This is a genomic window from Flindersiella endophytica (genome assembly GCF_054779015.1).
In genome coordinates this window covers 211,885-218,628 of sequence record NZ_BAAGYY010000009.1, presented here as the reverse complement: position 1 = coordinate 218,628, position 6,744 = coordinate 211,885, and the positions used below count along the sequence as shown (strand labels likewise).

Genomic DNA, 6,744 nt, shown 5'->3' with positions numbered 1-6,744 from the left:
GTCCTGTGCAAGGGCCCGTACGAGGCGAGTGTCCGTTACCGCGACTTCCTGGGCCTGGACATGCCGTGGTACTCCGTGGAGAAGACGGCGCCGCAACTCCTCGAGGGTCGTGACTGGCAGCGCCACCACCTCGTCTGCTACGTCCGCGACGGCGAGCGGGTGTTCGAGACGTACTACACCGGCGGTCGCGGCGTCGAGATCATGGCACCGACCCACGGCCTGCTGGACATGACCGTCTACGGACGCCAGGAGACGTGGGAAGACTCCCCGGAGGGCTGGCCCCAGCCCTGGGGCGACGCCAGGAACCCCCAGGTCTGGCGAGCGAACGGACGTCCGATCGCCCAGTGGTCCCGGATCGAAGCCGGCCACTCCGACGAACTGACCTGAGGGCTGGCGCGCCTGGTCGGAAAGTCATCGCGCACGTGCCGATGGTCCGTGCCACGATGCCGTCATGGACTGGAGAGATCTGCCGTTGGACGACCTTCGCCAGGGCAACGAGGCGGAGCAGCTGTGCTGGGCACTCGAGCGAGTGCATCAGCAGTTCGCCTGGAAGACCGGAGGGCTCGACGCCGAGCAGCTACGCCGGCAGCACCCACCTTCGAAGATGACCCTGGCCGGCCTGATCAAGCACATGGCATCGGTCGAGGAGAGCTGGACGGCCGCCGCCCACGGCCGCGAGCCCAACCTGCCCTGGAGCCCGGCCGTCTTCGAGACCGATGTGGACTGGGACTGGCACTCTGCCGTCGACGACGAGCCGGAGGAGTTGTACGCACTGTGGTACGGCGTCGTCGGCCGTACGGTGGCCGCCTGGAGGGAGATGGGCGAGGACGGCGGCCTCGACGTCGGCATCCACCGCGGCGAGTGGCAAGGCCAGCCGTACATCGTGAGCCGCCGGCGGATGCTCCTCGACGTCCTGGAGGAGAACCTCATGCACACCGGCCACGCCGACATGTTGCGGGAAGCAGTCGACGGCCTGCGAGGCAACGGCCCACGGTAGAGCAGCGGGGTAGCGACCTCAGGCGTGCGTGAGCCACTCGGCGTAGAACAGGCCGAGGCCTGCGGCGACGAAGATCCCGGCGATGATCCAGAAGCGGATCACGATGGTGATCTCCGGCCAGCCCTTGCGCAGGTAGTGATGCTGAAGAGGAGAGTTCAGGAAGATCCGGCGCGGCGTGCCGGTGAGCCTCCTGGTCAGCTTGAAGTAGCCGCGCTGCAGGATCACCGACCCGTTGGCGACGACGTAGATGCCGCCGATGACGACGAGAAGCAGCTCGGTCCGCGTCGTGATGGCCAGTCCGGCGATCGCGCCGCCGAGGCCGAGGGCGCCGGTGTCGCCGATGAAGATGCGGGCCGGGTTGCAGTTCCACCAGAGGAAGCCGCCGCAGGCGGTCGCCAGGGCGAACGCGATGATCGCGAGGTCGTACGGATCGCGTACCTCGTAGCAGCCTGGTGGGCCGGCTCCCACCGCTGCGGCGCACGCCTGGTTGAACTGCCAAACGCAGACGATCGTGTAGCCGGCGAAGACGAGTACGCAGGTGCCCGACGAGAGCCCGTCCAGGCCGTCGATCAGGTTCACGCCGTTCGACGTGGCTGACACCATGAACACCGCCCACAGCACGAACAGCACCGCGCCCAACTGGAGGGCCGGCACGTCGCGCATGACCGAGACGAACGTCGACGCGGGCGTCAGGCCGTCGGCGTCGGGGAGGCGGATGGCGAGGATCGCGAACACGACCGCGACGAGCGTCTGCCCGATCAGCTTCGTACGGCCGCGCAGGCCGAGGTTGCGCTCCCGCGTGATCTTCAGGAAGTCGTCGAGGAAGCCGACGATGCCGAGGCCGATCAGCAGAAGGAGTACGAGCAGGCCGGACGCCGACGGACCGCGACCGGCGACGAGGTGCGCGACGAGATACCCAATGGTGGCCGCGGCGATGACCACCGACCCGCCCATGGTTGGCGTGCCCTGCTTGACCTGGTGATCCTGCAGCAGATCTACGTGGATTGGCTGGCCGAGGCCCTTGCGTAGGAAGAAGCGGGCAGCCAGCGGAGTCAGGCCGATGGACAGGACGAGCGACACGATGCCGCCGAGGAGGATCGCCTTCACAGGTCGATTGACGCAAACGCCCGCTTTGTCGTTGCCTACCGGGCCGAGTGGGTCACGGGAGGTAGCTCACCAGACGGTCGGCCAGCTCGGCCGGGCGGCTCAGGAACGGCGAGTGGCCGCCGTCGATCTCGTCGGGAGTGATGCCGAGGCGGAGGGGTACGACGCGGCGGAGCCACTTGGCCGGGATCACGCGGTCGTCGCGGCAGAGGAGGTACGTGATCGGGAGGTCCGGCCACGGGGCGATCGGCTGGCGGTGCGGTTTCGCGCACTGGTGGCGGAGCTTGGCCCGGGCCTCGGCGGCCAGCGTCTCCGGAACGTCGTGGTAGAAGGGGTCGCCGACGTCGCGCGGCTGGTCGAGCTCGGGGTCGCTCTCGGCGAACGCGTGCCAGCCCGTCTCCCCGGTCTTCGGGACCATGCCGGCGAGCAGGATCAGCCGGCTGATCGGCAGGCGGGCGCACACCAGTGGCGCGCACGTGGCGCCCATCGAGTGCGCGACCAGGACCAGCTCGTTCGCCGGCGCTGCTGCTCGTACGGCGGCGACCACCGTCTCGGCGTACTCCTCGAGGCCCGCCTCCCGGTCGTCGATCGGCAGGTCCATGGTCACGGTGTCGTGGCCGCGCTCGCGCAGCTCGGAGACGACGAGGTCCCAGCACCATGCGCCGTGCAGGGCGCCGTGAACGAAGACGAAAGTCACCATCGCTCGGCCAATCCTGCCAGCTGGCCGACGATGCGCCGCTGCCGCTCGACGTCGAAGTGCGGCAGGCGGTCGGGCCAGCCGAACAGCTCGAGCCGGATCCGGCTCGCCACCATCGCGCGATGGAGCACGTCGTCGTCGGGCAGCCCGCGAACCCCGGCGTACGCCGCCCGCATGTCGTCGACCGGCGGGCGGCCGCCGTCGGCGTTGGCCCGGCTCCACAACAGGGCGAAGTCTTCCGGGCCGTGGCCTCGGGTCGTGACCTGCCAGAAGGCGAGCTCGCGTCGGGCCTGCTCTCGGTCGGGTGCCGTGGTGACCTTGAGCACCGCGTGCACGCCGCCGTCGAGTGCGAGCCGGAACACCTGCGCCCCAGAGCCGGCGCCGGACACCGAGGCATAGTGGTCCAGCCGCGCGCCGGCGAGGCCGAGCTCGCGCAGGCAGCGGCGGATGAGGTCTTCGTCCTCGGCCATTGGCATGGGTATATCAGCGGGCACCGACGGATCCCTCGTCCGAGCGAGCCGGATCCCCTTGACGGGCGACGGTTTCCGGTCGGCGGGCAGCGATCGTCGAGTACATGACCACGTTCACTCAGCCCGCGCCGCGGTTGCGCTCTGCATGGGCGGCCGCGCACGAGCCGGTGGCGGGAGTACCCCGCTGGGCCAGGCGCGCCGCGTTCGCCGTCACCCTCTCCGTACTGCCTGCCAGCCTCTGGCGAATCGGCATGGAGATCCACGCGACGATCATCGGCACCGCGGACGCCGGGCGCGGCCAGGTGCCGGAGTGGATGCCGATGCTCGTGTACGTCACGCTGCTGTCGATCGGATCGGAGCTGCTGGCGTTCACGGCGTACGGGATGATCGCGCGCTGGGGTGAGGTGTGGCCGCGCTGGATCCCGTTACTGCGCGGCCGGCGGGTGCCACCGCTGGTGGCCCTCGTTCCGGCGACCTTGGGCTCGTTGATCCTGACGACGCTGTGGACCTGGACCGCGGTGTGCGCAGTCTGCGCGCGCGACATCCAGTGGCGGCCGATGCGCCCGGACAACGTGCTGCGAGCGGACGGCTGGGAGGGCTGGCTGGTGGCGGTCTGCTATCTGCCGCTGCTGCTGTGGGGCCCGCTGCTCGGCGCCCTGGCGATCGCCTACTGGCGACGGCGGTCCTCGATGGGCAGGAACATCTCCACCTGATCGAACGTCCCGGCGGGCTCGACCAGCCTCCCGTACTCGACGAACCCGAGGTCGTATCCAAGTTGGCGCGTATCTCAGGTCGTCGGCTTCGGTCGGCGTGCGCGAGCTGCGGCTGCGGGCGCGGTCGCACTCATGTACATGCTGACACCGGCGATCGTGCCTATGGCGCCGAGCATGATCAAGGCAATTGCCGGAATGCGTACAACAGACCGGAGAGATTCGCAGGCACCTTCTGTGTTGGTGACAGGACCCATGCCGCTGAGTGTTGACGCGAGGTCCGCCACCGCGGGGTCGCGTGACTCGGCGAAGGCCGATCCGCAGTTCACGCCTTCGGCTGAGACGGGTATGAGGCCGACCAGGAGCCCAACGAACAGGAGTACTGCGCCGATACCGCCGACGATTTTGTATGCCATGGATTCCCCTTGAGGACGGTTGTCTGAGGAGACGCAATCGGCGCAGCTCGGTTACAACCGCGGCCTCGGGGTTCGGCACGTATTCGGCACAGCTAGCCGTAGACAGCCAGACATCGCCGGACAGTAGGTTGGTCCGGCGGTGCCGGTGAACCTGCAGGTCAGGCAGCCAATTGGGCTGGTTGGCGGAGGGCATGGGATTCGAACCCATGACCGAGAGAGGTCCCTCGGTAGTGGTTTTCAAGACCACCGCACTAGGCCACTATGCGAGCCCTCCTCGCCGGTGTACTTTACCGGGCTCGGGCTAATGGGGCTGGTCACTCAGCCAGGCAAGCACGGCTTCCGCGTGGGTGTCGGGTGGGAAGACGGGATAGAAGACGTGGGTGATCGCGCCGGCATCCAGCACCAGCGTCGTGCGGCGGAGGAGGGTTTCGCCCTCGACGATCATGGACGGCAACCGCAGGGCGGTCGTCAGCGCCAGTGACGCGTCGCTCAGCAGGGGGTACGGCAGGTGGAGGCGCGACGCCGCCTCTTGTTGGTACGGCGTGGGTTGGGTCGACAACCCGAAGATGGCCACGTTCAGGGCGTCGAAGGAGACCTTGAGGTCGCGGAAGGCGCAGGCCTCCGGCGTACACCCGCGCGCTCCCGGGATCGAGTCCCAGCCTGGGGCGGGCGCTACGCCCGGGCGGCCGGTCTTCGGGTAGCAGAAGACCACGACGCGCTCGGACTGGCTCGCGGACAGCAGGGACACGGAGGAGCCGGTCGTCGCGGGCAGCAAGAGCGAGGGCACGGCTGCGCCCGGGAGGTGGTCGGCCGCGCCGTCGTCAGACGGGACGGGGAGGTCGGTGGGCAGCGAGGTCGGGTCGTGGGCGCTCACATCAGACAAAACTAGTCGCGCCCGGCCACCACTGTCAGCCACGATGAACGGCGTGGACGTACCCAAGGTGATCGCGATCACCGGTGTTCAGGCTGCCGGCAAGTCGACCGTCGCGCAGATGCTGGCCGAGCGGCTGGAGCGCTCCGCTCACGTACGCGGCGACACGTTCCGGCGGATGCTGGTCAGCGGGCAGGCGCCCGTCGTTCCCGGCGGGGGCGGGCAGATGCAGGCAGAGCTCACTCTCCGCTACCAGATCGCCGCCATGGTCGCCGATCGGTACGCAGCGGCCGGGTTCACCGCCGTCGTCCAGGACGTCATCCTCGGCTCCGACCTCGCAGAGTTCGCCGCAACCGTAAGGACACGCCCCTTCGGCATGGTCGTGCTCGCGCCCGACCAGAGGTCCGTGGCCCAGCGCGAGCAGGACCGCCGCAAGACCGCGTACAAGGACGGCTGGACGATCGAAGGCCTCGACGCCGTGCTGCACGAGGACACGCCCAAGCTCGGACTCTGGCTGGACACCTCCAGCCAGACACCGAGCCAGACGGTCGACGAGATCCTGGCCCGCCTGCCGGAGACCCTCGTGGAGTAAGTCAGCGCAGGACGTACGACGCGACCACCGGCAGGTGGTCCGAGCCGGCCGGGTCGACGGAGGACACTTTCGCCGACACCGCCTTCAGATCACCGGTTCCCAGCACGTAGTCGATCCGGTGCGTCGGCGCCTCGGACGGGTGCGTGAGCCCGTCTCCGTCTCCGATTTCCACCCAGGCGTCGTCCAGTTCCTGGGTCAGGGTCTTGATCTCCGGCGCCTCGGGTACGGCGTTCAGGTCCCCGACCAGGATGGTGCGCCGCGGCCGGTCACCGAGCAGGTCGAGGATCGCGGCGGCCTGCTGCTCCCGTTCGAGGTTGTCGTTGTGCTGCAGGTGGGTGCAGGCGAACCGGACCCGTTCCCCGTGCACGTCGACCACGGTCTCCAGCAGCCCGCGTTGCTCGTGCCCTTCGAACTTCGGCAGGTACGTGTTGCGCCACCACTTGATCGGCCACCGGGACAGCACGGCCGTGCCGTACTGCCGCCGGGGCTCCCCCTCCGAGAGCGGATCGAGATCGAGGTTCGCGCCGTACGCGACCCGCATTCCGAGCCGGCGGGCGAGCCAGGTGGGCTGGTCGACCCATTCGCTGCGTTCGCTCCAGTGCCGGTCGACCTCCTGCAGGCCCACGAGGTCAGCCCCGAACGACTCCACGATCGACGCGATCCGCTCGAGGTCGAGCACGTCGTCGGTGCCCTGAGCATGGTGGATGTTGTACGTAGCTACGCGAATCTTCGTACCCTGCGTTTCGGAAGCGTGGGCGGGCAGCGCGCTGAACGCGGCACCGGCCACGCCGAGCGCCGCGGCGCCAAGAATTGTGCGCCGGCTGGCGGCCGGCTGGTTGTTTTTCACCACGTCAAAGAAGGTAATCGAGTGGGATCCCGCCTCGAAG

The 6,744-nt window shown here is 68.9% G+C and carries 10 protein-coding genes and 1 tRNA gene; 4 read left to right on the top strand and 7 right to left on the bottom strand.

Going from position 1 to position 6,744, the window contains the following annotated elements; translation table 11 throughout:
- Positions 1–387 (top strand): DUF899 family protein (locus tag ACYVF6_RS06335; RefSeq protein WP_460516976.1); only part of this gene is annotated, 387 nt, incomplete at its 5' end.
- A gap of 64 nt (positions 388–451) precedes the next feature.
- Positions 452–997, top strand: a complete 546-nt coding sequence (locus ACYVF6_RS06330; protein WP_460516973.1) for a DinB family protein — start codon at positions 452–454, stop codon at positions 995–997.
- Positions 998–1,015: 18 nt separating this feature from the next.
- Here the strand turns inward: ACYVF6_RS06330 and mraY are convergent, their stop codons facing one another.
- From mraY to ACYVF6_RS06315, 3 genes are read right to left on the bottom strand one after another with little or no spacing between them, the layout of a single operon-like run.
- On the bottom strand, positions 1,016–2,104 hold the full coding sequence (gene mraY, locus ACYVF6_RS06325) for a phospho-N-acetylmuramoyl-pentapeptide-transferase (RefSeq protein WP_460516970.1): 1,089 nt from the start codon (positions 2,102–2,104) through the stop codon (positions 1,016–1,018).
- A gap of 52 nt (positions 2,105–2,156) precedes the next feature.
- Positions 2,157–2,801 (bottom strand): alpha/beta hydrolase, encoded by a 645-nt coding sequence (locus tag ACYVF6_RS06320; RefSeq protein WP_460516967.1) that lies wholly within the window; start codon positions 2,799–2,801, stop codon positions 2,157–2,159.
- Positions 2,795–3,268: a hypothetical protein gene (locus ACYVF6_RS06315; RefSeq protein WP_460516964.1), complete on the bottom strand. Its 474-nt coding sequence runs from the start codon at positions 3,266–3,268 to the stop codon at positions 2,795–2,797. Before ACYVF6_RS06315 ends, ACYVF6_RS06320 begins: the two co-directional genes overlap by 7 nt.
- A 104-nt stretch (positions 3,269–3,372) precedes the next feature.
- On the opposite strand from ACYVF6_RS06315, the gene ACYVF6_RS06310 reads away from it, so the two are divergent.
- Positions 3,373–3,981: a hypothetical protein gene (locus ACYVF6_RS06310; RefSeq protein WP_460516961.1), complete on the top strand. Its 609-nt coding sequence runs from the start codon at positions 3,373–3,375 to the stop codon at positions 3,979–3,981.
- A gap of 74 nt (positions 3,982–4,055) precedes the next feature.
- On the opposite strand, the gene ACYVF6_RS06305 is transcribed toward ACYVF6_RS06310, so the two are convergent.
- From ACYVF6_RS06305 to ACYVF6_RS06295, 3 genes are all read right to left on the bottom strand, one after another.
- A complete protein-coding gene (locus tag ACYVF6_RS06305) occupies positions 4,056–4,394 on the bottom strand; it encodes a hypothetical protein (protein ID WP_460516958.1) in 339 nt (112 codons plus the stop codon).
- 180 nt (positions 4,395–4,574) lie between these two features.
- Positions 4,575–4,668, bottom strand: a tRNA-Ser gene (locus ACYVF6_RS06300).
- 27 nt (positions 4,669–4,695) lie between these two features.
- On the bottom strand, positions 4,696–5,268 hold the full coding sequence (locus ACYVF6_RS06295; RefSeq protein ID WP_460516955.1) for a peroxiredoxin: 573 nt from the start codon (positions 5,266–5,268) through the stop codon (positions 4,696–4,698).
- 52 nt (positions 5,269–5,320) lie between these two features.
- Here ACYVF6_RS06295 and ACYVF6_RS06290 point away from each other — a divergent pair, with 52 nt between their 5' ends.
- Positions 5,321–5,857 (top strand): AAA family ATPase, encoded by a 537-nt coding sequence (locus tag ACYVF6_RS06290; protein WP_460516952.1) that lies wholly within the window; start codon positions 5,321–5,323, stop codon positions 5,855–5,857.
- Between the two features lies 1 nt (position 5,858).
- Here the strand turns inward: ACYVF6_RS06290 and ACYVF6_RS06285 are convergent, their stop codons facing one another.
- Entirely contained in the window at positions 5,859–6,707 is an 849-nt protein-coding gene (locus tag ACYVF6_RS06285) for an endonuclease/exonuclease/phosphatase family protein (protein ID WP_460516949.1), read from the bottom strand.
- Positions 6,708–6,744 lie beyond the last annotated feature (37 nt).

Excerpts from the sequence above, each read along its gene's own strand:
- ACYVF6_RS06315 (WP_460516964.1), bottom strand. The coding sequence starts at position 3,268 with ATGGCCGAGGACGAAGACCTCATCCGCCGCTGCCTGCGCGAGCTCGGC.
- ACYVF6_RS06330 (WP_460516973.1), top strand. The coding sequence starts at position 452 with ATGGACTGGAGAGATCTGCCGTTGGACGACCTTCGCCAGGGCAACGAG.
- ACYVF6_RS06305 (WP_460516958.1), bottom strand. The coding sequence starts at position 4,394 with ATGGCATACAAAATCGTCGGCGGTATCGGCGCAGTACTCCTGTTCGTT.
- ACYVF6_RS06320 (WP_460516967.1), bottom strand. The coding sequence starts at position 2,801 with ATGGTGACTTTCGTCTTCGTTCACGGCGCCCTGCACGGCGCATGGTGC.
- ACYVF6_RS06310 (WP_460516961.1), top strand. The coding sequence starts at position 3,373 with ATGACCACGTTCACTCAGCCCGCGCCGCGGTTGCGCTCTGCATGGGCG.